The sequence below is a fragment of the Longimonas haloalkaliphila genome (genome assembly GCF_055379825.1).
In genome coordinates this window covers 2,445,969-2,472,250 of the sequence record NZ_AP043948.1, presented here as the reverse complement: position 1 = coordinate 2,472,250, position 26,282 = coordinate 2,445,969, and the positions used below count along the sequence as shown (strand labels likewise).

10 protein-coding genes and 1 pseudogene are annotated in these 26,282 nt (G+C 62.9%); 9 read left to right on the top strand and 2 right to left on the bottom strand.

Going from position 1 to position 26,282, the window contains the following annotated elements:
• Positions 1-505: 505 nt before the first annotated feature.
• The 3 genes and pseudogenes from ACZ48V_RS09610 to ACZ48V_RS09600 form a co-directional block, all read left to right on the top strand.
• Positions 506-2,710: an amino acid permease gene (locus tag ACZ48V_RS09610; protein WP_464538581.1), complete on the top strand. Its 2,205-nt coding sequence runs from the start codon at positions 506-508 to the stop codon at positions 2,708-2,710.
• 84 nt (positions 2,711-2,794) lie between these two features.
• Complete coding sequence (locus ACZ48V_RS09605; RefSeq protein WP_464538579.1) at positions 2,795-3,199, top strand: universal stress protein; 405 nt, start codon at positions 2,795-2,797, stop codon at positions 3,197-3,199.
• 292 nt (positions 3,200-3,491) lie between these two features.
• Positions 3,492-4,493, top strand: a pseudogene (locus ACZ48V_RS09600) (formate/nitrite transporter family protein); the annotation flags it as partial.
• A gap of 535 nt (positions 4,494-5,028) precedes the next feature.
• On the opposite strand, the gene ACZ48V_RS09595 reads toward ACZ48V_RS09600, so the two are convergent.
• Entirely contained in the window at positions 5,029-5,625 is a 597-nt protein-coding gene (locus ACZ48V_RS09595; protein WP_464538577.1) for an IS630 family transposase, read from the bottom strand.
• Complete coding sequence (locus ACZ48V_RS09590) at positions 5,622-6,182, bottom strand: helix-turn-helix domain-containing protein (RefSeq protein ID WP_464538575.1); 561 nt, start codon at positions 6,180-6,182, stop codon at positions 5,622-5,624. Before ACZ48V_RS09590 ends, ACZ48V_RS09595 begins: the two co-directional genes overlap by 4 nt.
• A gap of 753 nt (positions 6,183-6,935) precedes the next feature.
• Between ACZ48V_RS09590 and ACZ48V_RS09585 the strand changes: the two genes are divergently transcribed.
• From ACZ48V_RS09585 to ACZ48V_RS09560, 6 genes are all read left to right on the top strand, one after another.
• Entirely contained in the window at positions 6,936-9,227 is a 2,292-nt protein-coding gene (locus ACZ48V_RS09585) for an amino acid permease (protein WP_464538573.1), read from the top strand.
• A gap of 616 nt (positions 9,228-9,843) precedes the next feature.
• Positions 9,844-11,172: an efflux RND transporter periplasmic adaptor subunit gene (locus ACZ48V_RS09580; RefSeq protein WP_464538571.1), complete on the top strand. Its 1,329-nt coding sequence runs from the start codon at positions 9,844-9,846 to the stop codon at positions 11,170-11,172.
• A 116-nt stretch (positions 11,173-11,288) separates the two neighbouring features.
• On the top strand, positions 11,289-14,372 hold the full coding sequence (locus ACZ48V_RS09575; protein ID WP_464538569.1) for an efflux RND transporter permease subunit: 3,084 nt from the start codon (positions 11,289-11,291) through the stop codon (positions 14,370-14,372).
• A 143-nt stretch (positions 14,373-14,515) separates the two neighbouring features.
• Entirely contained in the window at positions 14,516-17,755 is a 3,240-nt protein-coding gene (locus tag ACZ48V_RS09570; RefSeq protein WP_464538567.1) for an efflux RND transporter permease subunit, read from the top strand.
• 450 nt (positions 17,756-18,205) lie between these two features.
• A complete protein-coding gene (locus ACZ48V_RS09565) occupies positions 18,206-21,649 on the top strand; it encodes a UvrD-helicase domain-containing protein (protein WP_464538565.1) in 3,444 nt (1,147 codons plus the stop codon).
• A 254-nt stretch (positions 21,650-21,903) separates the two neighbouring features.
• Positions 21,904-26,265 (top strand): ATP-binding protein, encoded by a 4,362-nt coding sequence (locus ACZ48V_RS09560; RefSeq protein WP_464538563.1) that lies wholly within the window; start codon positions 21,904-21,906, stop codon positions 26,263-26,265.
• The last annotated feature ends 17 nt before the right edge of the window (positions 26,266-26,282 follow it).

The window sequence follows — 26,282 nt, the reverse complement described above, 5'->3', positions numbered from 1 at the left end:
CCTTTGCAACCCATTAGTGCCCAGAAAACAAATAGGGCTCGGTTACGCTCCCACGCTGCCCATGATGCAGCCAGAACACTACAGACAGTCCCCAAGCACCATGTGGGCCACCGGTATATATCGTGATATGGGGGCAGGGTGCACAGGCGTCTGAGCGTGAATGCGTAACAAACCGACTATAGTAGAGGATGGCGGTGGACACTGTCTGGGGTAATGGGTATCTTTGCATCTGTGAAAGCAAACCCACTGCTGATACGTTCGCACTCAGATGCTGAGAGCCGCGTCGGCATGAGGGCTGTTTCTGTTTCGCTACGACCAATCAAAATACTCAAGAGGTATTTCCTTTGGCGCAAGACGATCTGCGACGTGAATTAGGCTTCTGGGACGCGCTCACTATTGGAGCGGGTACCATGATTGGAGCTGGGATCTTCCTGTTGGCTGGTGTGGCGCTTGAACTGACGGGGCCAGCAGCGATTTTTCGTATCTGGCGGCTGGACTTGTGTGTATGATTACGGCTTCCAGCGCTGCTGAACTCGCTACGGGCATGCCGACCTCGGGGGGCGATTACTTCTTCGTGTCGCGCTCGCTGGGCCCCGCACTTGGTGCCATATCGGGGGTTGGTATCTGGCTTAGCCTCACCTTTGCTATTGCGTTTTACCTGTTCGGGCTCGGCGAGTACCTTTCGCAGTTTGCCCCCATTACGCCGTTCTGGGGGGCGTTTATCGGTGGGGTATTGCTTACGGCCCTGAATGCGTACGGTGCAAAAGAGTCGGGGCGTGCGCAGGTGGTCGTGGTACTTACGCTGTTTGTCATTCTCGGCGGTTTCTGCCTGCTCGGGTTGTTCTACATTGATGTCGACAACTTCGAGCCGTTTTTCCCCTTTGGCACAGCGCCGGTTGCGTCGACGACTGCGCTGGTGTTTGTCTCGTTTCTCGGATTCGTCAAAATTGCAGCGGTAGCGGAAGAGATTAAGGATCCTGCTAAGAACCTGCCTCGGGCCTTAATTGGCTCCGTTGCGCTGGTAACAGTGCTATATGTCGTTATCCTCCTCATCATCGGAGGCGTCTTTACGCAAGAGACGATCGGCGATGTCCGCGATCCGCTTACGCAGGCTGCCCGTCTGATGCTGGGGCCAGTGGGAGCGGGCGTTATCATCTTTGCGGGGCTACTGGCAACGGTTTCGTCGGCCAATGCAAGCATTCTGGCCTCGTCGCGTATCAACCTGGCGATGGCCCGCGACCGCATGGTGCCGAACTGGTTGAGCGCGATTCATGAGACGCTCATGACGCCCTACCGTGCTATTTTGCTGACGGGCGTTCTTGCGCTTTTGTTTCTCCTGTTAGAGAGCCTGGAAGACCTGGCCAAGATTGCCAGTGTGCTGCAGCTGTATAGCTACGCTGCGCTCAACATCGGGTGTATTACGCTGCGCGTGGCGAAGCCCGACTGGTATGAGCCGTCATTCCGGACGCCGTTCTTTCCCTTTATTCAGATCTTTGCTGCGCTGGCCTGTGTGGGTATCATCCTGTATTCAGGACCGTTTGCGCAGATCGCCGTCGTTGTTCTGATCGTTGTGAGTCTGGCGTGGTATGCGGTGTGGGGGCGTAGCCGCGTTGAGATCGACCATGCTGTGCCCGAGTTCAAAGCCGAATGGAATGAGCACGGTTGGAGCGCGCTCATGCGTCCGACTCCCGAACTGAAAGTTGGACTGCCCGAGGCGGTGCTTCCAGGCGAGCGTTCCATCAATGCTATTGAGCCGCGCCGCGTTGCCGTGGCGCTGGCCAACCCCGATACCGAGGCCGATCTACTCAAGATGGGCCGCTACATTGCTACGGGACGCGATAAAGGGGGACACGTAACCGGACTGCACCTTGTGCGGGTGCCGTTGCAGACGCCGCTCAAAGAAGCGCGTGAGCAGTTTGCCGAGCGTCCTTCGCTGGAGCAGACAATTACTGAGCTATCTGCGCAGGCCGAAAGCGAGATCGCTGAAAATGGAAGCGACAGCCGCCCCTACCTGCAGACGAAGATCGAGTCATCGATCGATGTGGCCCACGATGTGTTTGGAGGGCTAATTAACGAAACCATGCGCAACGAGGCCGACCTGTTGCTGATGGGGTGGCGTGGCGGATTCAATGTAAGCAACATCTACAACAGTCCATCGCAGCGCATTATTCGGGATCTGCCCGCTGATGTCGCCTTTCTGAAGGATCGTGGCTTCGGGCAGATGAAAAAGATTCTGCTGCCATGGGGCGGCGGGCTGCACGCGCGTCTCGGACTCGAAATCGGTGTGCGGATTGCGCAAGCTACCAACGCCGATCTGCACGTGCTGCGCGTGGTGCGTGAAGGGGTCGACCTGGAAAGCGAAAGAACATCGCTGCAGCGCACCGTGCGTAACGAGATCGGTGACGACGACGCGATTGTCTACCAGGTGGAGCATGCCGATAGCGTGACCGGTGGCATCGAGCGCGCTATGGCCCAGCACGACTTCGACCTTACGATCATCGGGGCCTCGCGGGAGTGGTCGTTCCGACAGGTGCTCTTCGGGTCGATTCCTGACGTGGTGGCCGACCAGGCCGATTCGTCGGTGCTGATGGTGCGGCGTTACGTGCCGGATACGCTGCCAACCAAGGCAACCGAGGGCTTTAAGCGACTGAAAGAGCGATTGGGGATGACCAGTTCGCCGGAGGCCGATACAGCCGGTAAAGGAAGGTAGCCGCCGCGGCGGCTGCTTCCAGTAGGCCATAAAACAGCGATCTCACGATTGTGTATGTGCTCTTTTACTTGAGTCAAGGTGGTTATGGAACGTGTACTCGTGGCGATTGACGACTCAGAACACGCCCGCGAGGCGCTCGACCATGCGTTGACGCATTTTCCGGATGCCGCTCTGCACGTGCTGAACGTTGCACAGGTCGATAGCTTCTTTTTCGACGAACCAGGCGATCCGGTAGAGCATGCCCGCTCAGCATCCACGGCGGTATTGGCTAAAGCCGAAAACCGTGCCAATGCTCATGGAGGAACTGTCTCGGTGCATACGGAATGGGGGCATGCAGCAAAAATGATCTGCGCATTTGCCGATGAGCATGAGGTCGATCATATCGTAATGGGCAGTCGGGGCAAGGGAGGAATCAAGCGGGTCATCTTAGGAAGCACTGCAGAGATGGTGATACGCCGTGCCCCCTGCCCGGTAACGGTAGTCCGATGACCCTCGTATGAAGGAGGAACGCCGACGTAGCACACGGGTGCGACCGGCACCCCGACCCGGTTTGGATGTGCAGCGCGGCATGAGCGGTATGTATCCAGCCGAGAGCGTGCATAAGGTGTGACAACACGGCATCCATCTGCACGACAGCTATCTACGGCTACCCGTGTTGTATCACGTGTTATATCACGATTGACTGGTCGTTTGCTCTCTTGATCAAACGAACGCCAAGCGAGAGCGGAACGTGGCTGAACCGTTCCCCCTATTCTCTTCGAAGTCCCCTTTACGTAACGGTATGAGTACCCCTTCTGCAGAAGACATGGCATCCAACAAGACGCCCCATGAAGACCCACCGCCCGATTCCAGGAAGCCGGAGGTCTCCCAAGTTGTAGTTACCGAGAGTCCAGGCGATACCGAGCGGTCGGCGCATGGAGCACCGGCGGTGGGCGCTACGGTGCGCGATCGATTTGGAACCGACGAGATCTTCCAGCGCATTATCGTGGCGGCCGACGAAGAAATCGGCATGCCCGCTCGCGAGCTTTTCTTTAGTGCATTGGCAGGGGGCCTTGCGATTACGCTCACGGTGCTGCTGTACGCTTCGCTCACGGCCTCTACAGGAGGCGACCCGATTCTGAGCGGGATCTTGTATCCGGTAGGATTTATCTACATTATTCTTGGGGGGTACAACCTGTATACCGAAGACACCCTGCCACCCGTAGCACTCGTGCTCGAACGGTTGGCCAGCTTACCCGCGCTGTTGCGGGTATGGGGGATTGTGCTGGCCGGAAACCTAATTGGGGGCGGATTGGGAGCGCTCGTACTTGCCACCACCGGGGTCTTTTCGCCCGAGGCGGCTACCGCGGCTACAGAGATTTCAATGAAGGGGATCGAAACGCCGTTTTCGGACCTCTTCTTTAAAGCCCTCATTGCTGGGTTCATTGTCGCTGGCGTGGTGTGGCTCAATTTCAGTGCGCGCGATGTCATTGCCCGGTTTGTGCTTACCTACATGGCCTTCCTCTGCATTCCTTATGGGGAGCTCTTCCACGTGGTGGTGTCGTTCACGGAGCTTATGTTTCTCGTCTTTTCCGGGCACGCTGTGTTCTGGAGCGGGTTGTCTGGCTTCATTGTACCTGTCGTGCTTGGTAACACGGTGGGCGGTGTAATACTGGTTACCGTGGTGAACTACTTCCAGACCACCGAGCGTCGCGTCGAGTCGGCCCGGAAGGATGGAAGAGAGCGGCAGCTTAGCATTCGGGAGTGGATGTTTGGTGGGTTTGTCGGGCGCTCCTTTGTGCCAGCGCGCGAAAAAATGCAAAATCGAGATTAAGTACCCTCAACAATGGTTTTGGGGATTGCCGGTTGGTTTCCCCTCCATCCTACCTGTCCTCCCCGAGGAGGCTAGTCTATGCACACAACCTGGAATAGCTGTGGGCGTCGAATATAGGCTGGTGTTCATTTTTGCCTTGATGCAAAAACGAACCAAAAAAATCAAGGCTGGAAGAACTGGGCCTGACTGCGCCCTTCGGTCCGCTAAAATTGATCAAACTCACTCGCAGGCTCGCTCAAACAGGATCAATTTTCGATCGCGTCCCTCCAGGCTTCGTCCGGGCGGCCCACTTCTTCGAGGCCGGGAGGGCTTCATACCGCGGGAAGGCATGAATCCTGTAAACTAAATCCCCCAAACAGATTATCTGAATGCCGATTCAATGGCACGGACCATCCAGTCGATATAGCAAAGGGGGAAATGATTGAACAAGTGGTGAAGCAAACAAACCTCTTGCTAACAAAATATCAGAGAGAAAGTTATGTGCAAGGACTAAGTGGTGCTCTCGCTAAGTGGGTGTGTTGTCAGGAAAGAGGACCGACCCGTATCCCCCGAGAGTCCGGGCTGCACTCCACAGCGCGGAGATCTCTTCCTGCTTCTGCGGACGCTTCTTCCATCGGTAGGGATGACAGTGGGCATTCCAGTAGGCCAACGCCTCCCAGAGCGCTTCTCTGAGTTCCTCGACGGTTTCAAATCGGCGTCCCTTCAGCGCCAGGCTTCTCAACTGCTTCCACCATGGTTCGATGAGGTTTAGCCACGAGGCATACTTCGGAATAAATTGCACCTGGACCTCTGGCCAGGCCAGCAAGGCCACCTTTGTCTCTCTGCTATGGTGCGTACTCAGGTTGTCTTCGACGACGAGCCATCGATCCGAGGGAAAGACCTCAATCATTCGTTCCAAGAGTGCGCTATGACTCTTCGAGTCGCGCTTTCCGCTGACGACCATGGCTGCTTCTCCGGTAGTCGGCTCGAAGGCGCCGTGCACCCAGAGTGTGCCTCGCCGCCCGTAATCCGGCTCAAAGGTGGCTCGCTGTGGTCCTCGTTTCCATTCGGCACCAGGATAGGTCTTGGCCGAGAGGGGGCCGAGTTCGTCGATGCAGATCACGCGCGTTCTCGGGGGCGGACGGACGTAGGCTGCGATGATGGCCCCCTTTTTTCTGCAAAGCGCTCATCGTGCTTTTCCGCTTCATGGAACCAGCTTTGTTGGCGTTTCCAGCGCAGGCCCTCCGCCTCCACGTATTCCCATATTGTAGAGGTCGCCAACGGTATTCCCTCTCGCTCGAAGAAGGCCGTCTGCAGACGCTCCAGGGTCCACATCGCAAAGGGAAGACCGAGCGAGCGAGGCTTCTGGAGCGCCAGATCTAAGAGCTTCGAGCGCACCGCTTCGCCGTGGATCGGCGGGCGCCCCGATCGAGGCCGGTCGTCCAGGGCCTCCAGGCCGCCGTCGTTAAACCGGCGGACCCACTTTGGCCCGCTTGGCGCGCTGCGATATCCAGCGCGGAGGCCTGCCTCTTTCGCGCTCAGGGTTGGGTCCTCCAGCATCGCCGCCAGAACCTGGGCCCGTTGCACTAAGCGGGCCGGCTGGACCCGGGAGGCGGCCATGTGTCGAATCTCTGTGGCTTCCGAAGTGGAGACCGGGCGGAGGGAGAGTCGGTTCGGCATCGTTGATTCTCATGGAAGGCGGAACGGAAATGCTCGTCCTACGCCTCCGCCGAAAAAAGGTCCGACTTGGCGAGAAGACCACTAAGTGAGTCGGCGAAAATACGTTTACACCTTGTCATCGCGAGGAGGGAGCCTGCGACCGACGTGGCGATCTCATGCATCAGTTGAAGCGGTTTATCCTGCTTATAAGGCACAAGATTGCACCCCAAGAGCACTTCCTCGCTACGCTCACAGCGCCACGTCGCTGGCGCTCCTCGCAATGACATACTCAAGATTCTTTTGTGGCCCTACTTAACAACGCCAGGGCGCCCATGATACCGGTTTGAAACGCACAAAACCCCACCTTCATGCCTGTCTTTGCTCAGGGCGATCCCAAAATTTTGATGCGGCGTTGAAAATGACCCAACACGGTATACAGGTACTGGGAGATATAAGGATCGCTACAGCAGCCGGCTGTAGTTGCGTGCCGGACAGTTAGATCTTTTATTGCTACTACCAACTTTTCAGCAAGCATTGCACATACATGTCGATGCGCTGGGTACGAACCCACACTGATGAATACGGATAGGCTAAAAGGAAAGTGGTCCTAAGAGAAGCCTCACCCCGCGCGGGATCAACCAGCGAACCGGCGAAACCATAGCGTGCGGGGTACACCGGCTTTCATTTGACGAAGATCTTCGAAGATGGAACGGTGAAGGGGCAACGCGATCTACCTTCGTATCCGCCTAACCAATTACATAATAGTGTCTTTTTATGGCAGAGACAGAAGATGCAGCGGGAGCAGCCGAAGTGCCAGCAGAGTCCGCCTCGGTGGAGAACGAAGCGGTTGGTGAGGATGTGGAGCCGTCTGCTGAATCGGATATTATGTCGCAGGGCACCAAGTATGGCACCTTTGCCGGGGTGTTTGTGCCTACGCTACTCACGATTCTCGGCGTCATTATGTATCTGCGTACCGGCTGGGTGGTCGGGAACGCGGGGCTTGTGGGCGGACTGCTGGTGATTGGGCTGGCGTTTGGCATTGTGACGGCGACGGGGCTGTCGATGTCGTCGATTACCACGAACATCCGGATTGGGGCGGGCGGGGCGTACTCAATTATTTCGCAGTCGCTGGGCCTGGAGGTGGGCGGGGCTGTGGGCATTCCGCTGTACCTGGCCCAGGCGCTGGCGGTAACGATGTACATTTTCGGCTTTCGGGAGGGCTGGCTGTGGGTCTTTCCCGAGCACCCGGCGCTAATGGTTGACCTGATTGCGTTTGCGCTGATCTTTGGCATTGCGTACATCAGCGCGAGCCTGGCCTTTCGGGTGCAATATGTCATTCTGGCGATTATCATTGCCTCGCTCGTTTCGGTGGCGATGGCGGCGGCCACCGGGTCGATGGCGGTGCCGTTTGAAGACATCCAACTGTTCGGCGACTTCCCCGGTGCGCCCGAGGATGACTTCCCGGGCGTGTCGTTCTGGGTCGTGTTTGCGGTGTTCTTCCCGGCGGCTACCGGGATTATGGCGGGGGCGAATATGTCGGGCGAACTGAAGAACCCGCGCACGAGCATCCCGCTTGGTACCATGAGCGCCATCGGGATCAGTTTTGTGATCTACGTACTGGTTGCCATCTGGCTACTCCGCTCGGCTCCGACCGAAGAGCTGGTCACCAACTACACAGTCATGATCGATATGGCGTACTGGGGTCCGCCGGTGGTAGCCGGACTGCTGGGGGCTACGTTCTCGTCGGCGCTGGCCTCGGCGGTGGGGGCACCGCGTATCTTGCAGGCGCTAGGTAACCACGATATCCTGCCTGCAAGCGGCTGGATGTCACGCCGCACCGACGCAGGGGAGCCGCGTAACGCAATGCTGATTACCGGAGGCATTGTTCTGGCGGCGCTTATGGTGCGCGACCTGAATGCGATTGCGCCGCTCATCACGATGTTCTTCCTTATCACCTACACCATGATTAACGTGGTGGTGTTTGTGGAGCAGACACTGGGGCTGGTTAGCTTTCGCCCGATTCTGCGGCTGCCGCGTGTGGTGTCGTTTGCTGGGGCGGCCGGGTGCCTGCTGGCTATGTTTATTGTAAACCCGACGTTCGGACTGGCGGCCATGGCTATCGTCGTCGTATTTTATGGCGTGCTGGTACGCCGCACCCTCGATCACTCCATGGCCGACGTGCGTAGCGGACTGTTCGTTTCGCTTGCCGAGTGGGCTGCCAAAAACGTGAAAGACCTGACCTCGCGCCAGGAGCGAGCCTGGAAGCCCAACATTCTGGTGCCTATTCGCGATGCGGATACGCTGCGCGGGTCATTCCTCTTTGTGCAGGATCTGGCTGCTCCGAAGGGTGCAGTAAACCTGCTGGGGCTGGATAGCGAGGACGCCTCGGAAGATCTCGTGCGCCAGGTGGAAGATCTTACGTCGGCCTTTCGGAAGCGCGGCGTGTTTGCCTCCTCGGCTGTGGTCTCTGCCGAACGGTTCGCTCCCAGTCTGACCGCCAGCATCCAGACCATGCAGGGGGCCTTCTTTAAACCAAATATTCTCTTCCTGCCCTTGCCGGACGACGACGAGCGCGAAGACGACTACGCTCACCTGGTCCATACAGCCAGCGACCAGCAGATGGGCACGTGCATCTACGCGCCGCACCGCCGGGCTGGACTCGGGCAGCGCGAAACCGTGAACGTCTGGATCAACGATCGGAGTCCCGACTGGAAGGTGTCGATGGACATCGGCAATCTGGATCTGCTACTGCTTCTTGGATACAAGCTCAAGCGTAACTGGAAGGCAGAGATGCGCCTGCTAACAGTCGTCGACACGGAAGAGCAGGCCGAAGAAGCACGTGTCTTCTTGCACACGCTTATCGATCTGGCCCGCATGCCGGAGGCCACTGTGGTGGTGCATGTGGGTGAGTTTGAGCCCTATCTGGCAGAGGCCCCCCGTGGCGATGTGAACATCTTCGGGCTGATGGATCCGCCTAACTTTGGTCGGATGCGCGAGATTGTGTCCCGGACCCGCACCAGTGGCCTGTTCGTGCTTGATTCTGGGCAGGAGAGTGCGCTGGCGTAGGGGCGTATAGACAGATGGAGAGGTGGACGGGGGGAGGTCGCTTATAAAGGAATCGGTAGAGGATAGACGTTAAATGATAAGGCGGTGGGCGACCGTAGTTTTGTTCAAACCCCCTGTGTCTTCGACATCTCCCCCTTGGCTAAGGGGGAGAACCCCGACACGAGCCCGTGGGGCGACTGATGGAGCGAAGCGGAATAAGGGAGGGGGGCAGATTGCGATGATGTAAACCACATGTCGACCCCTTAACATCTTACCGCTACCAAGGAATCATCTTCTGGCATCTCGTCTCTTCCTGTCTTAGAGCCTGTTTTGATTTCTTAATTTGGGCTTCGAGCGGCGGCGCTGGACTGGGGCCGAAGGGCATGCCCCTGGTGCAAATGGCCCCCAATGTCGGCCCGTAGCCCCGGCTACGAACCGCCATCGGGGTCCAATTTTCGCCTCAGCGGCGCTCGCTCTCGCCTACAAACCAAAACCCAAACAGGCTCTTAGGCACGGTGTAGACCCCAGACAAACCTCTTCATGGTCCTTGCATCTCTGTAGCGATGATCGTATAGTAAAGTGTGTGTACCTACACATCCTGTCATTTCATCGATACTATTGAGGTAGGCTGTACTGTATGTCGTCTTCCAGCTCTTCTACGTCCGAATCAACGACTCCCGAGGCCACGCCATCCGAGGAGACCAGATCATCCGTGACTACGAGGCTGCGCCTACAGGCGTGGCAGGTAGCAGCAGGGGTACTGCTGCTGGCGGTTGGCGGACTCATTCTGTATGGCTTCTGGCCCCGCATCACGGGCGAGACCGCTGCCGATGATCGTCCCGAAACCGAAGACGTGGCGTCGTCGGCCGCGCAGGTCGATGTGGTTGAAGTCGAGCGCATGGATTTCCCCGTGCGCACGGAGGCAACCGGACGGCTTCGGCCCTGGCGCGAGGCTACCGTTAGTGCTGAGCGCGGCGGGGTGGTGCGTGAGCGTGTCATAGAGGAGGGGCAACGCATTGGCGAAGGGGCGCTTCTCGCGCGTATCGACGACCGCGACGAGCGGATCGAACTGGCTGAGGCGGAAGCCGATCTCATACAGGCGCGTGCCGAATACGCTGTAAATACCCGCGAAGCGGGGGTTCGGCAGGTGGCGGATACAAGCGCAGTTGCCGACCTGCGCGAAGCACTCCGCGAGGCCGAAGCGGCATTTGACCGTGGCGACGCCTCGCGCGCTGAGGTACAGGCGCTGCGCCGCGAGCTGGAGCTTGCGCAGATGCGCGCGGGGCTCGACCGCAGTGCGGTGCAGGCCGCTACGTACGGACTCACCCAGGCGGAGCAGCGTGTGGAGCGTGCCCGCCTGCAGCTGGAACGCACCCGCATCACGGCTCCGTTCGCCGGGCGCGTGGCTGATCTGGAGGTAGAAGCCGGACAGCGCGTTGCCGCTGGCGAGATGATCGCACGCATCCTTGACGATCGACGCATGAAAGTGACCGTCAACGTGCTTGAGGAAGACCTCGTGCGCATCAATGAGGGCGCCACCGCGCAGGTGCACGTCCCGGCCCTCAACGGCAACAACGGTCCCGTTGAGGGCACGGTCTACTCGGTCAACCCGCGCGTTGACCAAGAGCGCGGCACGGGGCGCGTTACCGTGCGCATCCCCAATCCCGAAGGCCAGCTGCTTGCCGGACTTTTCGCGACCGTTCGCCTCGAAACCCACCGCTTGAGCGGTCGCTTCGTGGTGCCTACCGATGCGGTGCTCGTACGGCAGGGGCGCGACCTGGTCTTTGTCGTGCGTAACGAACGTGCGCAGTGGACCTATGTCGAAGTGGGAGCCCGCTCTGGTGACTTTGTCGAGGTCGTAGATGGATTGCAGGAAGGCGATCGTGTTGCGATAGATGGGCATTTCGCCCTGGCGCACGATGCGCCTGTGGAAGCCAGTGATCCGGTTCCTCTCACAATGCCTTGAACGCTCGCATCCCTCTTGCGCCCCCTTGTGCCCCGACGCGCCTCCACGCTATGCACGCGTCTGAGTTGGTGCATAGGGAGGCATGGCCTGCTCGTTAACCGATACGTTTCCCTCTCATGAGATCGTTTATCCGCCTCTGTCTGAATCGTCCTGTAGGCGTTACGGCTGCGTGTATTCTGGTTGCGGTGCTTGCCACAGCAGCGATCGTGCGGCTGCCGGTAGCGCTGCTGCCCGACCTGGGCTACCCGGCGCTCACGGTCTGGACACCGTATCCGGATGTACCGCCCGACCGTGTGGAGCGGAGCGTTACCGAGCGCATTGAGGGCGCTGTGTCGGGCACACAGGGGCTGCAGCGTGTTACAGGGCGCAGCCAGCTGGGGGGGAGCCTTGTAGAGCTGCGCTTCGGGTGGAACGCAAACCTTGAACTGGCGCTGCTGGAGGTGCGCGAGCAGATCGACCGGCTGGGCAACGCGCTCCCCGATGAAGCCGAGCGCCCGGTGGTGCTACGGGTCGACCCGAGCGAGCGGCCCATCATGATGCTGGCTCTTCGCGGGGCAGCACGCGACGACACAGAAACCCGCGCTGTGGCCGACGACCGGGGCGACTGGCAGGACCTCTCGCAGCTCCGGCAGATCGGGCGCGAGGTGGTGGCGCGGCGCCTGGAGCAGCTGGCGGGGGTGGCACGCGTACGGGTCACGGGCGGGCACGAGCGGCAAGTAGATGTGAACATCGATCCTGACCGCATGGCCCGGTACGGCATCAGTGTGGGCGACGTAGGACGGGCGCTGCAGCAGGCGAACGCTGCGCTCTCGGGCGGACAGATTCGGCGTGGCCCCTTCCGATATGCCGTTGAGGTCAGCGGCGAGTTTGAGTCGGACACCGATATCGCCGAAACGGTCGTTACGCGTGCCGGGCCCACGCCCATTCGGGTACGTGATATTGCCGAGGTGCGGCCTTCGGTGGAAGAGCGGCGCGGGCTCGTTCGCCTGGATGGCCGCGAATCGCTCTTGCTGTTGGTTGAGCGCACCCCCGACGCCAACACGGTACAGGCCGCCGAAGCCGTACGCACGGCACTGGCGCCGCTTGAGTCCGAGCTGTCTGGCGTGGCGCTCGACGTGGTGGTCGACGAAAGCGTCTTCATCGAAGAAGCCATCGGCGGCGTCACGCAAGCGGTGCTGGTAGGCGGACTGCTCGCTATTCTTGTGCTCTTCGGCTTTCTGCGCCGCTGGCGTGTGGTGGCGGCGATCGGCGTGGTGGTGCCGCTCTCGCTGGGCCTAACGCTCATCGGCTTCGACCTGCTTGGCGTGTCGTTCAACCTGATTGCGCTCAGTGGATTGGCGCTCGGGGTGGGGTTGCTGGTCGACAATGCAATTATCGTCGTCGAAAACATCGCACGCCTCCGCGAGGCCGGACGCAGCGCCATGGAGGCGGCCTACGAAGGCACAGCCGAGGTAGCGGGAGCTATTGCTGCGAGCACCCTCACTACCATCGCGGTCTTCCTGCCCATCACGCTCGTTGAAGGGCTGGCCGGGCGCCTCTTCCGCGATCAGTCGCTGGCCGTTGTGGTGGCGCTGCTGGCATCGCTTCTTGTTGCGCTGGCAGTGGTGCCCGTCATCATGAGCCGCGACCAAAATACCGAGGCCAAGGGCCTGGGCCTGGGCTTGCAAGGCCTGCTGGGGGGATACGAACGCGGACTGCAGTGGTGTCTGGATCGTCCCCAATCCGTACTGATGGGCGCGCTGGTCGTCTGTGTGGGGGCGGGCGCGCTGGCGTTCATCCTGCCCCGTGAGGTTGTGCCGTCGGCCGATCAGGGGCGGGTACAGGCGCATCTCACGCTTGCATCGGGGGCCGACCTGCCGTTGGTGAGCGAGCGTGCGGCCCGCCTCGAAACCGCGGCTCGCGATATGGGGCTGGCGCGCCACGTGCTGGCCGATCTCGGCGAGCGCACCACCGCCCGCCTCGAACTCGACCCACGACCGCCCTACGAGGGCGATCTCACGTTCATTCTTGCCGACGACGTGTCGGCCCCTGCTGCTACCGCCCGGCTCGAAGCGCTCGACCTACCGGGCGACATGACTGTAGATGTGCAGCCCGCGCAGACGCAGCTTGAGGCGCTGCTTGTGGCCGGGGGCGCTGAGCTTACTATCGACCTGGTGGCCGACGAGCAGCGCCCCCAGCCCGCAGTCATTGAGGCGGCGATTGCGGCGCTGCAGCAGCAAGAGGCGCTTGCGGGCGTGCAGCGCGCCGAAGCGCAGGACGTGCCCGGGTACCGGCTGGATCTGCGGCGCGACAACATGGCGCGCTTCGGGGTGTCGTCGGCGCAGATCAGCGATCAGCTGGAGGCCGGGGCCCGCGGACGCCGGGCCAGCGAGCTGCGCCAGATTGGGGAAGAGATCCCCATCATGGTGCGTACCCGGCAGGCTACGACCATCGACGACCTGCTGGGGCGCCTCATACCCACAGCGAACGGACTCCTGCCGCTGCATCTCTTTGTGGAGGCGGAGCGCATCGCTCTGCCTGCGGCCCTCACGCGTATCGACCAGACGCCGGTAGCCCGCGTCACGGCCGGTGTTGCGTCGGGCTACGACCTGCGGCGCGCGCTCAACGCAATCGACACGGCGCTCACGCCCGTCCTGGCCGACGTGCCGCGCGCTCGCCACACGGTTGGCGGAGCCAGTACGGCGTTTCAGGAGGGGCTTACCGCGGTGGGGTGGAGCCTGCTGCTGAGCCTGCTGCTGGTCTACCTGATCCTGACCGCGCAGTTTGAGCGCCTGCTGCAGCCGTTCGTCATCCTGGCGGCAGTGCCGCTGGCGGCGGCCGGCGTGGTCGCGGTGCTGGGTGTAACCGGGCAGACCATCAATCTGATGAGCATGACCGGATGTGTGGTGCTGGTCGGGATCGTGGTAAACGACGCGATCATCAAGGTCGACTTCATCAATCAGCGGCTGGCCCGGGGCATGGACCTGCGCGCCGCAATCACCGCGGCAGGGAAGGCGCGCGTGCGCCCCATCCTCATGACGACCGTTACGACCACGCTGGGGCTGCTTCCGCTTGCGCTGGGCTTCGGGGCGGGGGCCGAGCTGCGCGCGCCGCTGGCCATCGCCATTGTGGGGGGGCTGCTTAGCGCAACAGTACTTACGCTGTTTGTGGTGCCCGTGCTGGCGCAGAGCGTGGCACGGATTGCTGGTACGGCCCGGTAGCCACTGGTAGATACTGGTAGACCGAAGCGCGAAGGACATCCTGAACGCCCATTCATTTACACCGAGCGGCATTCCTTCCTGTACAGGTGCCTGAGCATACGCAGTAGAACGAACGGTTCTCGATACACGTCCATCCCTGACCTATGCATACGCGCATCGCATCCTTCTTAAACCGGCCGGTTGCCATTATGGCGTGGGCCATTGCGCTGCTTCTGGCAGGCAGCTGGGCGGCAACCAACGTGCCGCTGGAGTGGGTGCCGCAGGTGGAGCTGCCGGTGGTGCGGGTGAGTGCGTCGTGGCCGGGGGCGTCGCCGCGCGCGATGGAGCAGCACGTGACGGCGCCGATCGAGCGGGCAGGGCAGGCCGTGGAGGGCACCGCCCGGGTGCAGAGCCTGTCGCGCGAGGGGAGTACGGTGGTGACGCTTGAGGTGGGTGAGGAGGTTGACCTGGGGGCGTACGTGGCGCGGCTCAACGAGCAGCTGGCGCTGGTGCGCCGCGACCTGCCCGACCGCGTTACGCCGCGCCTCACCAAGCAGATTCCGGAGGAGCTACGCGACGAACAGGGCTTTATAACGCTACAGCTCATCGGTCCACAGACCCCGGGCACGCTGCGCCGGTGGGCCGACGACCAGCTTGCGCCACAGCTTAGCGGAATTTCAGGAGTGGCTGACGTGGTGGTGCAGGGGGGCACCGAGCGGGAGGTGCTCGTTACGCTCGACCCCGACCGGCTGGCGGCCTACGGACTCGAAGCGGGGGCCACGCAGGCGCGCCTCGCCGATGCGCTCACCGACCGGGTGTACGGACGGCTACGCGGGGGCGGCGAGTCGGCCCTGCTGCTGAGTCCGGCCGAGGAGTCGGTGGCGGCGCTGCGCCAGGTGATAGTGCGCGGGGCCCGTGACGTGTCGGGCGGACAGGTTACGCCCATCCGTCTCGGCGACATTGCGCAGGTGCAGCGCGGCCCGGCTCCGCGCCGCTCCATCAGCCGGATTGACGGGCAGCCCGTGGTTACGCTCACGCTCGATCGGGCCCCCGCCAGTCACATGCTGGAGGTGGCGCGCAGCGTGCAGACGCAGCTACGCGAGATGGAGCCGCTCTTGCCCGAAGGAGCACGCCTGGTTGTGGCCGACGACCGCAGCGAGTCGGTCCGGGCCGAGCTACGCGACCTGCAATGGCGGGGCGGGCTCGGACTCGTGCTCGTGGCGCTGGTGCTGCTGATGATGCTGCGCAGCGTGCGGTCTGTTGGCATCGTGCTGTTTAGCGTGGCGGTGGCGCTGGCGGTGGGGATCGCGCTGATGGGCCCGCTTGGTCTTACGCTGAACCTGCTCACGCTGGCCGGACTCGTGCTGGTGTTCGGCATTCTGGTCGACAACAGCGTTGTAATGGTCGAGCAGCTGATGCTGCAGCGCGACCGCCTGTCGGTACGGGGGCTTTCGGGCATGGCGCTGGAGGTGGAGGCGACCCGTGCTTCCTTAAAAGCGGTGTGGCTGCCGCTGGTAGGAGGCACATGTACCACAATGGCCGTGATGGCGCCCCTCGTCTACCTGAGCGGCGAACTGCGTACGCTCTTCCTGCCGTTTGGCATCCTCACTGCGGTTACCCTGGCCGCCTCGCTGGTTACGGCGGCGCTCGTGGTGCCTGTGATGGGACGCTGGCTACCGCCGCCCGAGCCGTCGTGGCGCCTGCCTGCGTGGATGCGGGCGGTGCTTCGGTGGCCGTTCTGGAGCGCAGCACGCCTGCCCGCCACCACCAGCATTGCGCTGCTGCTCCTGCTTGGCACGCCGCTCTGGCTACTGCCGACCCAGATTGAACCCGGCGACGACGAAACTAGTCCGCAAGCCCGTCTGGCGGGGGTCTATAACGCCACCGTTGGAAGCGACCTTGTGCAGGAGGCCCGCGACTGGCTCGACCCCGCACTTGGCGGGGTGGCGCGCATCTTCTTCGAAACGACCGACTTTGGCGATCAGTGGAGCTTCGATACCCGCCCCAGCGTGCGGGTGAGCCTGGGGTTTCCGCCAGGCAACCCCATCCACCGGGCCGACTCGCTGATGCAGCGCTTCGAGCAGGTGGCCCTGGCCTCCGAATCTGTCGAACGCACTATCACTCGCATCAGCGAGCGCTCGGCGACCATGCAGGTGCAGTTCTACGAGCCTGCCCTACAGACCGCCGAGCCCTACATCGTGCGCGAGGAGCTCATCCAGCAGGCCGTCTTGTTGGCCGGCATTCGCGTGTCGGTGGGCGGACTGCTGCCGCAGGGCTACTTCAGCGGGGTGGGGGGAATGGCCTCGGGCTTTACCGTCGAAGCGCGCGGGTCGAACTACGACGATCTCGAAGCCCTCACCGAACGCTTCGCCGACCGCCTTCGGGCAGGCAGCCGCCGTGTCGCTTCTGTCAATACAAATGCTGGACGCGGCTTCGGGCGCCGTACGCCCCGCGAGGTGCTGCATCTGGACTGGCGTGCCGACGCCACTGCCCGCACTGGACTCCGCGCACAGCACATCGCACGGGAGCTTCGGCCCGTGCTCTCTACCCGCTTCCCGTCGCTCTTCGCCGACCTCGACGGCGACGTGCGCCTGCCCCTACGCATCGTGGTCGACGGCGCCGAGGAGATCGACATCCATACCTTTATGGACCGCCCGCTGTCCGTGACCGACTCGACGCAGGTGAAGCTCAAAAGCGTGAGTGCCTACGAGGTAGAAGAGGTGCCCAGTCACATTGAGCGCGAAGACCAGCAGTACAAGCGCTACGTGCGCATCGATTTTCGGGGGCCGAGCCGCATGGGCAACGAGTACGTGAACAGCGTCATGGAGGGCTTTCAGACACCGCCCGGCTACCGGCTCGAACGCAGCCAGAGCTTCTTCTTTACCGAAGAGACACAGCAGGCCTTTGGGTGGGTGCTGGCCGCTACGGTGCTGCTCATCCTGCTCGTTACCGCTATCGTCTTCGAGTCTTGGCGGCTGCCCGCGCTCATCCTGCTAAGCCTGCCGCTGGCCGCTATCGGGCTGGCCGCCGGGTTCTGGTGGTCCGACATCGCTTTTGCGGAAGGTGCCTTCATCGGTACGGTGCTGCTCGTGGGCATCGCCGCCAACGATGCAATCCTGCTGGTCGACCGCTACCGCCAGCTCCGCGAGGCGCGTCCACACGGGCGCCCCTCGGTACTCGTGCGGCTGGCGGTGCGCGAGCGCCTGCGTCCGATGTGGACGACCACGATCTCGACTTGCGTTGCGATGCTCCCGCTGCTTGTCTTTCCTGCCGACAACGACTTCTGGATGGGGCTGGCCGTCACCGTCACGGGCGGACTTCTCGCGGCCACGCTGCTTGCTCCGCTGGCCACCGTCGCGCTTGTGGCGCTGCCCGAGCGCTGGCGGCGCAATCCGTCCGCATAGCGAGCCTGCGCGTATGGGCCGGCATCCAGCAGCAATGGTTTAGAGGAAAGCGGGCGAACATGCTCGGGCAGACAGACAGATGCGACCCAGGACCGGAGGGCGGGCTCCCGTAGCTTTTGATCGCGCAGGTGTACCCTCTCGGACTCCCCCTCGGACTCCCCCTCGGACTCCCCCTCTGACACATATTGCCGTTATTGCAATAAAATATACTCAGGTGGCGGTGCCGTGCACCCGAAACACATCCGCCACCTGAGTAGGGGATAGTTCCGGCGAATGCCCTTGAACGGCTCTTCCGGCTTTGTCGTCCGCTAACCATTTCAGCATGATCGCAGCCTGATCACAACCTGCTTCGGTCCCCCAGTCTGCTGCGCTTCGCCGGGCGTGTGGAACGCAGCAGGGGAGTAGTTCATGCAAGTTCCTTGCTTATTTGTATTCAGATCGCCTATTCCCATGCCCCAGGTTGCCCTATCTTCGCATCTGGTAGATACGCTCAATGCACTGCCCGAGCGCGAGCACAAGCGGGTCTTGGATACGCTGGAGAAGATCCACTATGACCACTTTGATAGCGGGCTGCGCGTCAAGAAGCTCCAGTCGCGGCCCGACGTAGCCGTCTGGGAGGCGCGCGTGAGCGACGCCGCACGCTTGCTCTTCACGTACGGACGCCACGCCGACCGCCGCAACGAAAAGCCGGTGCTTACGGCGCACTGCTGGACGGTCGTCTTCGACCACGACGATGTGCCCCGTGTACTGCGCCGCAAGGAGTTCGACGTGCCCGACGCGATGCAGTGGATTCTCGCCGACGAGCTCGACGCGTGCACCTGGACGGCCCCCACGCCCGACAACCCCGCTGCCAGCCTCGATGCAATCGAACGCGACTTTCCGGAAACGAACCGGTGGGATGCGTATGCGGCTCTCTCATCTGAGTATGAAGCGGTGCTCAGCGCGCCGCCCGAGAACCTGCCGTGGTACCTCGAAAACCATGTCGCCTTCGAGGCCTGGGCCGATGCCGAAGAGATTCCCGCCGAGCTGATCCTGTCGGATGAGCAGGTGCAGCTGCTGCACGAGCCGCTTCCCACATTCCTGAACGGTCCGGCAGGCAGCGGAAAGACGACGCTGGCCCTCTACCGCCTGCTGGTGATGCAGGAGACCGACCCTGAGGCTGATCTGGCCTTCGTGACGCACAACCCGCGCCTCGTGTCGCACGCGAAGGATCTCTACAACGCGCTGCCCACGCGCCCCGAGGATGCCAATCCGGTCGATTTCCGGACCTACCAGTCGCTGGCCGCCGAAACGCTCGACCTGAACGTGCGCAGCTTGCAGTACTGCCAGGCCAACCCCGAACAGCTGCGCTTCTTCTTGAGCCGTCATCCGCTGAGCAGCGCCGAAAAGCAGCTGTTCGCGACCGATATCCGTGCGGTCGTGAAGGGGATGCTGCCCATCCAGGCCACGCCTGCCCGGGCCGAAGACGTATGCACGCTACTCCCACGCACCGTCTACTGCCGCGACATGCCCGATACGTGGTCGGCAGTGCCGCGCCGCAAGCGCGCCGAGGTGCATCGCCTGGCCGAGCAGTACCATGCGTCGCTGCAGGAGCGCAACCGCCTCGATGACCAGGACATCGCCACGCGGGCGCTGCGCCGCCTGCTCGACGGTACCAAGCCGCGCCGCTACGACGCGTTGGTGCTCGACGAGGTGCAAGACCTGACCGAGAAGCAGCTGCGGGTGGCGCTGGCTACGCTCAAAGAGGGATGCGAGCAGCAGATGCTCCTGGCGGGCGATCCGACGCAGGTGCTGGGCGGGTCGGGCTTCGGGTGGCGCATGCCGCGCGCGATCTTCCACGAGCGCCGCTGGGAGGCCCCCAAGCCCTACACGCTCACGCGATCATACCGCGCCAGTGCACCCACGCTGCGCCTCCCCCAGGCCCTGGCCGACCTGCTCAAAGAGGAGGGAGGCGACGTGGTCGCCCTCGACCCTGAGCAGGCGCGTCCGCTTGGGCCGCCCCCCATGCGCACTGCCCCCGACCCCGCGATCGACGAGGCGCTCTCGCAGGCGCACCCCGAGGTGCTGATCCTGACCGAGAGCGAGCCAGAGGCCGAGGAGCTTCGAGAGCGCTGGGGCCATCCGCTGGTATGGACGGTCGCCGACGCGAAGGGGCTGGAGGCGGATCACGTCGTGCTCTACCAGCTGGACGACCGCCTCGTGCATCGTCCGGGAGCGGCACCGGCGGAGCGCAAGGCCGCGCGCCAGCAGAACCGGCAGACGCTGCGCACGCACTATGTGGCCGCCACGCGGGCACGGCGTAGCGTAACCGTCGTGGCTGATCCGCACCCGGCGGGATCGCTGTGGGAGGCCGAGGCCGTGTCGCGCACCGTGGGCACGATTGATGCCTTTCGGGCGCCCTGGGAGGGCGACCCCTCGCAAGAAGAATGGCGCAAGCGAGCTGGCTACTACCGCGACCGCGAGCACTGGCTCGCCGCGGCCGAATGCTATCGCAAAGCTGAAGCACCCACGTGGGCTGCGATCTGCGAGTGGATGAGCACGCAGCGCACCCCCGACGCGGGAGTGTCATCCGAGCAGGTGGCAAGGTGGACCTCCGAGAGCGCGCTTTCCGAGTCGCAGGCCCGGTTTCTACTCGACTATAACGCCGCGTGCAACGACCGTTCGTCCCGCATCCACCTGTTGCATGCGGCAGGCCGGACCGCCGAGGCGGACGCGCTGCAGGCCGAACACGACGCGGCGACCGGACGCTGGGCCCGTGCTGCGGATTACTACCGCGACCACGACCGGCTCTCTGAAGCGGCGCGGCTCTACGAGCAGGCCGAGGCGTGGCACGCGGCGGCTACATGCTACCAGAGCCTGGAGCGCTGGGCGGCGGCGGCGCGCTGCTACGAGCACGAAACGCAGTGGCACGACGCAGCGCGCTGCTGGCGCTCCGACAAGGCATGGGAGAAGGCCGCGCGGTGCTTCACCGAGGCGCGGGCCTGGACCGATGCGGCTACCTGCTATCGCGAGATAGGCGCGTGGGCCGAGGCCGCCGACTGCTATCAGAAAGCGGGCGACCAGGCTGCTGCTGCGCAGTGCTACCGCACGATTGGCGCCTGGCCCGATGCCGCCGCGTGCTACCGGGCCGCCGATCGCGAAGACGACGCGGCTGCCATGCAGGCTGAACACGACGCGGAGGAGGGGCGCTTTGTAGCGGCAGCCGATTACTTTCGGGCGCAGGACCGGCTCACCCGGGCGGCCCCGCTTTACGAGGACGCCGAGCAGTGGACCGATGCTGCAACGTGCTGGAGAGACGCCGAGGTGTGGTCCGATGCGGCGGCCTGCTTTGAACGGGCAGCGGCGTGGGCAGCGGCGGCCGCGTGTCACGAGCAGGCCCGGGCCTGGCCCGACGCCGCTGCGTGCTATGAACGCGCCGAGGCGTTTGCGGATGCGGGGCGCTGCCATCGCCTGCTCGAAGACTGGGCAAGCGCCGCCCGCTGCTATGACGATGCTGGGGCTGATATCTGGGCAACGACCTGCCGTGTGCTTGATGAGCACGACGATTCGGCCGAGGTACTCAGCACCATCCGGATGCAGGCGGAAGCGTTGCCTACCGACATTGCCCGGTTCTTGATTGACCAGGGGCTTGACAGCGATGTGGAAGAAGAGATCTTGGTCACATGGCTGCGCCGGTGGGCGGGGCAGGAGGTCAACGGTGCGGCCGTTGCCGAGATCGACGGACAGGATACGGCGCTCTCGTACACCGGTGGCGGCTGGTACGAGATGACCATGTGGGACCCCGAGGAGGGGCTGACCCACGAGAAGGTACAGGGCACCGACCAGCTGCCCGAGGCCCTGCAACAGCAGGCCGCCGAGGCCCGTCGCCCTGAGAACCTGTCGAAAAAAGGATAGGCAGAGTCAAGGCGCGAGACCAGCACGCTGAACTACAGGTTGCAACTCTTTGAAGCTGTTATTGCAAGAAAACTTTGCTTGCAAATTGCTGCTGGTAGGCGGGATGTAATAAAGCTACGGAATGGTTGCCGGTGAACTTTCGGGGTACAACGGGTTGCGCCAAATTGGAGCACCAGTTGCGCCCGATAGGTCGACTTCTAACACCATCTTGTGGCTATTATACCAGCCATTTGCAGCCACCAGCCGTGCAGCCCATGGCACATGAAGAGGAAGACGCTCCCGAAGCGGCCCAGCGCGCCGCCGCATTCCTTAGCTGGAAGGAGGGGCGACTCGTTCTTGGTCGCTGCCTCATCATCGTCATGCTGGGTCTGCTTGCGCTCGCAGCGAGCGGAGACTCCTACAGTCGTTCGGCTTTCCCCGACCGTCAGGTCGTCATCGCATCGGATACGCTATCCCGAGGTACGCTGTCGGGTGAAGCGCGCACAGCGGCAGATGCCCAGCATACGCCTCCGGTCGCGTTTACCTCGTTTCGCATGCGAAACTGGACCGTCGACGATGGCCTTCTGGGCCGCGCCTCCGGCGTCGCCCAGACGCCCGACGGATACCTCTGGGGGGTCACCGATCAGGGGCTGTTCCGGTTCGACGGCGCCCGCTTTGTTGGATTCACCACGGGAACCGTCCCCACCTTCCGCTCAGATGACCTCTCCTCAGTCGACGTCTTGCCCTCGGGCGATCTCTGGATCGGTGCCAAAGATCAGTGGGCGTACCGGCTGCGTGCAGGTACGTGGACGGCCCACCGCGTCCCAGATGTAGACTGGGTTTTTGGGATTGTGCAAGACGGCGACGGCACGGTCTGGGCTTCAGGGTCTCGCCGTACGCTCGCGCGTTTCGACAGCACCGGCTGGGTGCCTCTCGTGCAGAAGAAGCGAGACGTTTGGGCCCCGCTCGCCGTGGATGCTGACGGCGTGCCCTGGACGTATCTCGACACCACCGACGCGCCAGGGCGGCGCTCCTCCTTCCTCTCCCGGTATGGCGGAGTCGTGGCGCGGTGGGATGGCACACGGTTTACACCGGTAGCAGACGAACGCCTCTTCGGGTTCGAGCAGACCCAGCACGGCCCACTCTTTCATCGTCCGGTGGATGCAGATCCTGCATCGCTCGCAGAGATGCTGGGCCTGCGCATCCAACTTACGGATGCCGACGGAACGTACCGTGGTGCGTATCCTGTGACGGACGTCCCGCGCTCGGCACACCTCATTGACCGAGCCGGGCGGGTCTGGACGGAACCCATCATCAGCGACGGGACCCTTACCGTGTTTGATGGGGACGTGGCGGTTGTACGTATCCGGCCCGAAGGTGCCCGGTGGATCGAGCGCTTGTACGAAGACCGACAGGGGAACGTGTGGGTGCTTTCGTCGGGCGGCGGCCTGCTTCAAGTGACGCCCGAACCGTTCCGGCGGTTTAGCTCGGACGAGGGCGCCCCGCTATCCGCAGAGTCGGCTATCGCGACGGCCACGGGCGAGGTGCTGGTCAGTGCTCGGGGCAGTGCCGAAAATGCGGCCCTTTTTGTGGCAGGCGGCGCGTCCTGGTCTACCAGCATCGTTCGTCCCGGTGCTGCAGCGTTACCGCTTGATGACCCAGACCGCGTTCCAACCGTGGGCATGGTTACCGAAGACGGCCACGGACGGCGGTTTGGGACGCACGTGAACCGGCTTGTGCGGCTGAACGGCGATCGGGGCACGAATTTCTGGGAGAGCCCAAGCCATCATACTCTGCAGGTCCCCTTTCCCGATCCCGCCCACCCCAATGCCCTGTGGGTAGGGGCTGGCCCGGAGCAGGTCGTGCGCGTAGATACTGAGACGCTCCTCGCAACCGACTCGATTCGCATCCCGCTTCCTGTGTCGGGCCCCTCCTGGACCATGGATGTGCACCGAACCCCCGACGGGCGGCTCTGGATTGCGTCCCGGGGCGGGCTCGTCGTAGTTGAAAATGGGGTCGCACGCCCGGTGGAAGCGCTGGCAGGCGTACCGGTGCGCGACTTGATCACTGGGCCCGACGGATCGCTCTGGGCTGCAACCGAAACCCGCGGACTGGTGCGCCTCCGCAATGGTGCGCTCGACGTGGTGGGCCTCGAGGCCGGGCTTCCTACCACGCATCTCATATCCATCATCCTCGACGACCTTGGCTTTGCCTGGATAAACGGCCGGTCGCTGCTCTACCGCGTTCGCACGGCAGATCTCGAGCGAGCCTTCGATGCGACAACGCCCGTCTCTATCGACGTGGTTACCCTTCGCCCCTCCGACGGACCTCTCGGGTCGTCCCTCTTCTTTTCCCGACCCGCCCGGGCTACCGATGGCAGCCTGTGGATCCCGTCCATTCAGGGCGTCACGCGCATCGATCCCGCCGCTTATGCGCATCAGTTTGAGAGGCCCGCCCGCGTGGTGGTGGAAGCCATCCAGACGGATGCGGAGGAGCACGTGTCGGCATCGAGCACGTCCCACATCCGGCTGCCTCGGGGCGAGCGGTCGCTTTCGGTGGCCTACACGGCGCTCGACTTCACCGCACCGGACCTGCTTCGCTTCCGCACGCAACTCGTGGGCCTCGACGCGACGTGGCGCGACCAGGGCACCGCACGATCTGCGGTCTATGGCGGTCTTGCGTCCGGCACGTACACGTTCCGGGTGCAGGCACGCAACGGCGGCGGCGTGTGGAGCGACCCGGTGGAGGCCACCCTGGTAGTCCCGGCGTATTTCTACGAAACAGGCTGGTTCGCCTTTCTGTGCATTCTCGGACTGCTGGCCGCCCTCGGAGGGGGGCTGCATCTCCGCGAGCAAACGCAACAGCGGCGACGGCAGCATCTCGAAGCGGTGGTGGACGAGCGGACCCGGCAGCTTCAATCCGAAAAGGAAACCGTAGCCTCTCAGGCCCGGCGTCTGCAAACACTCGACGCGGCCAAAAGCGCCTTCTTCTCCAACGTCAGTCATGAGTTCAGGACCCCGCTCACGCTAATCCTCGGCCCCCTCGACGATCTCAAATCCGGTCTCTATGGCGCCCTGTCTACACCGATGGCGCTACAGATCGATCTCGCGCGCCGCAACGCCCGCCGGATGCTGACGCTCATCAATCAGATTCTGGATGTGGCGCGCCTGGAGACCGGACGTATGCAGCTTCAGGTCCGCCCGTTTGAGCTCTGTCTCTTCGTTGAAGGCATTGCCGATCTCTTTGAGGCACTGGCTACGCGCCAATCGATCGATCTGAACGTGGACCGGCCGCTGCATCCCGTTGAGGTGGTGGCCGACCCGATGCAACTGGAGAAAGTCGTCGTAAACCTGCTTTCGAATGCGCTCAAGTTCACCCCGACGGGCGGCGTCCTGCGCGTTGCCATAACCGCCCGGCACGGCATCGCCCGCATATCTGTGCAGGATAGCGGTCCGGGCATCCCGGCAGATGACATCCCCCACATCTTCGACCGATTCTACCGGGTGGGCGGCGCCACGCAGATGCATCCGGGCACCGGAATCGGGCTGGCCCTCGCCAAAGAGATCATGGACCTCCACGAGGGGACGCTCGCTGTGGAAAGTGAAACGGGGGCCGGGAGCACATTTACCCTGACGCTTCCCCGAAGAACGGCCCATCTCGCCCCGACTCAAACCGCTCAACCGGCCGATTCCTGGACCCCGGAAGCCACGCACACTTTCGTCGACCTTGCCCCTGATGGCTCTGGCGATACCGCCGTGCCAGAAGAGCCTATTTTGGCGGAGGGCGACCCGGATTCCGACCGGACTACGATCCTCGTGGTGGAGGATCACCCCGAGGTGCGTGCCTACATTCGCCGTCATCTCGAACAGGCTTCGGGCCCAGACGCCCCCTACCGCATCCTCGAAGCAGCTGACGGCGAGGCTGGTCTGGCGCTTGCCAAAGCGCGCCTGCCCGACATCGTGCTGTCCGACATCATGATGCCTACCCTAAACGGAATGGAGCTGTGCCGCGCGCTTAAGTCCGACCCCGAAACCGACTTCATCCCTGTTATTCTTCTTACCGCAAAGGCCGCGCCCGAAGACAAGATCGAGGGCCTCGGCGAACTGGCCGATGCCTACCTCACCAAACCGTTTGACGTCGCCGAACTCCAGGCGCACATCGCAAACTTAATTGCAGTGCGGACGCGGCTGCGCGAGCGCTTTCAGCAGGAAGGTATGGCCCTTCGTGCCGGCGAAGAGACGGACTTCTCTACGCGGCTTTCCGAACTCGATGCCGTGGCTTCGACGACCGACGTGTTTCTCGCCCGGGTGCGCCAGACCGTCACCTCGCACATCAGCGACGACACGTTTTCGGTGCAGCGCCTGGCCGATGACGTGGGCGTGAGCCGCGGGCACCTCCATCGGCAGCTGAAGGCGCTGGCGGACCTGACGCCCACCGACCTGATTCGGACGATGCGCCTGGAGCAGGCAGCCCATCTGCTCGCGTGCCGAGCGGGCACCGTCAGCGAGATTGCGTACGCCGTGGGATTCAAAAGCATCGGGCACTTCTCGGACAGCTTCATGCAGGCGTACGGATGCCGCCCTTCGGCCTATGCGGGAACGGGCCACGAAGGCAGCGACGAGCCCGCAAACCGGTAGCCAGCCCCCACGGCGCG

Bases quoted from the DNA above. Each gene is read 5' to 3' on its own strand.
- ACZ48V_RS09575 (WP_464538569.1), top strand. From the start codon at position 11,289: ATGAGATCGTTTATCCGCCTCTGTCTGAATCGTCCTGTAGGCGTTACG.
- ACZ48V_RS09580 (WP_464538571.1), top strand. From the start codon at position 9,844: ATGTCGTCTTCCAGCTCTTCTACGTCCGAATCAACGACTCCCGAGGCC.
- ACZ48V_RS09585 (WP_464538573.1), top strand. From the start codon at position 6,936: ATGGCAGAGACAGAAGATGCAGCGGGAGCAGCCGAAGTGCCAGCAGAG.
- ACZ48V_RS09570 (WP_464538567.1), top strand. From the start codon at position 14,516: ATGCATACGCGCATCGCATCCTTCTTAAACCGGCCGGTTGCCATTATG.
- ACZ48V_RS09565 (WP_464538565.1), top strand. From the start codon at position 18,206: ATGCCCCAGGTTGCCCTATCTTCGCATCTGGTAGATACGCTCAATGCA.
- ACZ48V_RS09560 (WP_464538563.1), top strand. From the start codon at position 21,904: ATGGCACATGAAGAGGAAGACGCTCCCGAAGCGGCCCAGCGCGCCGCC.
- ACZ48V_RS09605 (WP_464538579.1), top strand. From the start codon at position 2,795: ATGGAACGTGTACTCGTGGCGATTGACGACTCAGAACACGCCCGCGAG.
- ACZ48V_RS09610 (WP_464538581.1), top strand. From the start codon at position 506: ATGATTACGGCTTCCAGCGCTGCTGAACTCGCTACGGGCATGCCGACC.
- ACZ48V_RS09590 (WP_464538575.1), bottom strand. From the start codon at position 6,182: ATGCCGAACCGACTCTCCCTCCGCCCGGTCTCCACTTCGGAAGCCACA.